Source organism: Streptomyces antimicrobicus, assembly GCF_020532625.1.
GTDB lineage: Bacteria > Actinomycetota > Actinomycetes > Streptomycetales > Streptomycetaceae > Streptomyces > Streptomyces antimicrobicus.
Genome location: NZ_JAJAUY010000262.1, coordinates 1 through 2,070 on the forward strand (window position 1 = coordinate 1; position 2,070 = coordinate 2,070).

Consider the following 2,070-nt stretch of genomic DNA (forward strand, 5'->3'; position numbering starts at 1 on the left):
CAGCGACGAGGCACCCGGCTCCGGGCGCGGGTCGCGGGCGCCGGGGGCGGCGCCCCGGACCCGCTCGACGACCCGGGCCAGGTGCTCCGGGGTGGTGCCGCAGCAGCCGCCGACCAGCGACAGGCCGTAGTCGGCGACGAAGCCCTCGTGGGCGTCGGCCAGTTCGGTGGCGGACAGCGGGTAGTGGGCGCCGTCCTTGGTCAGCACGGGCAGGCCGGCGTTCGGCATGCACGACAGCGGAATGCCCGCGTGCCGGGCCAGGTAGCGCAGGTGCTCGCTCATCTCGGCCGGGCCCGTCGCGCAGTTCAGCCCGATCATGTCGATGCCGAGCGGCTCCAGGGAGGTCAGCGCCGCGCCGATCTCCGAACCCAGCAGCATCGTGCCGGTGGTCTCGACGGTGACGGAGCAGATCAGCGGCACGGACACGCCGAGGGCGTCCATGGCCCGGCGCGCGCCGACGATCGCCGACTTGGTCTGGAGCAGGTCCTGCGTGGTCTCCACCAGCAGCGCGTCCGCACCACCCGTCAGCAGGCCCTCCGCGTTGATCTGGAAGGCGTCCCGGACGGTGGTGTAGCCGATGTGCCCGAGGGTGGGCAGCTTGGTGCCCGGGCCCATCGAGCCCAGCACCCACCGCTGCCGGCCCGTCTCGGCGGTGAACCGGTCCGCGACCTCGCGGGCCACGCGGGCACCGGCCTCGGACAGCTCGAAGTTCCGGTCGGTGATCTCGTACTCGGCCAGCGCCGCGTAGTTCGCACCGAAGGTGTTGGTCTCCACGCAGTCCACGCCCACGGCGAAGTACGCCTCGTGGACCGAGCGGACGATGTCCGGGCGGGTGACGTTCAGGACCTCGTTGCAGCCTTCGAGCTGCTGGAAGTCCTCCAGCGTCGGGTCCTGGGCCTGGAGCATCGTTCCCATGGCACCGTCGGCGACCACCACCCGGGTGGCGAGGGCCTCGCGGAGCGCGTTCGCCCGCTCCGCTTGCGCGTTCGTGGTAAAGGTCATGTCAGTTGTCCCAGCTTCGGTCCGAGGAGGGCGGCGGCCCGGTCCCCGTACACCGCGCGCAGGGTGTCCAGCAGGGCCTGGGGCCGGATCTCGTACGACTGCGAGCCCACGGCGGCCAGGACCAGCGCGGACATCGCGCAGCCGAGCTGGGCCGCGTTCTCCAGCGGCAGCTGCCAGCTCAGCGCCGCGAGGAAACCGGAGCGGAAGGCGTCGCCGACACCGGTCGGGTCCGCGGCGGTGACGTCGGGGACGGCGTGCACGGTGACGGTCGGGCCGTCCTTGCGGTCGATCCGCACGCCCTCGGCGCCCAGGGTGGTGACCCAGGAGCCGACGCGTTCGAGGACCTCGGCCCGGGTCCAGCCGGTGCGCTCGCACAGCAGCGCGGACTCGTACTCGTTGGTGAACAGCCAGTGGGCGCCGTCGACCAGGTGGCGTACCTCCTCGCCCGTGAGGCGGGCGAGCTGCTGGGAGGGGTCGGCGGCGAAGGGGATGCCGAGCGCGCGGGCCTGCTCGGTGTGGCGGACCATCGCGCCCGGGTCGTTGGGCGAGACGAGCACCAGGTCCAGGGGGCTGCGCTCGTGCACGGCGCGCAGGTCGATCCGGCCGGCCTCGGCCATGGCGCCGGCGTAGAAGGAGGCGATCTGGTTGTTGTCCTGGTCGGTCATGCACATGAAGCGGGCGGTCTGGCGTTCGGCGGAGACGTGCACGGCGCTGGTGTCCACGCCGTGCTCCTTGAGCCAGACCTCGTACTCGCCGAAGTCGGGGCCCACGGCGCCGGCGAGGAGTGGGTCGAGGCCCAGTCCGCCGAGCCCGTAGGCGATGTTGGCCGCCACTCCGCCCCGCCGTACCTCCAGCGCGTCGACGAGGAAGGACAGCGAGACGTGATCCAGCTGGTCGGGGATCAGCTGGTCGACGAACCGGCCCGGGAAGGCCATGAGGTGATCTGTGGCGATGGATCCGGTCACCGCGATACGCACGTGGACTCCTGTGGAGAGCTGGTCGGTCGGCGGGGCGTCAGTGGTGGTGGGGCGTGCGGGTGCTGGGGCGTGCGGGTGGTGGGGCGCGGCC

General features: G+C 72.5%; 2 protein-coding genes. Both read right to left on the reverse strand.

Translation table 11 applies throughout. The annotated features are described in order from the left end of the window. On the reverse strand, positions 1–1,002 hold a 1,002-nt coding region (locus LG632_RS29955; protein ID WP_226731071.1), incomplete at its 3' end, for a homocysteine S-methyltransferase family protein. Beyond that, positions 999–1,979, reverse strand: coding sequence for a carbohydrate kinase family protein (locus tag LG632_RS29960; protein ID WP_226731072.1), 981 nt, complete (start codon positions 1,977–1,979; stop codon positions 999–1,001). The genes LG632_RS29955 and LG632_RS29960, both read right to left, overlap by 4 nt. Between the last annotated feature and the right edge of the window lie 91 nt (positions 1,980–2,070).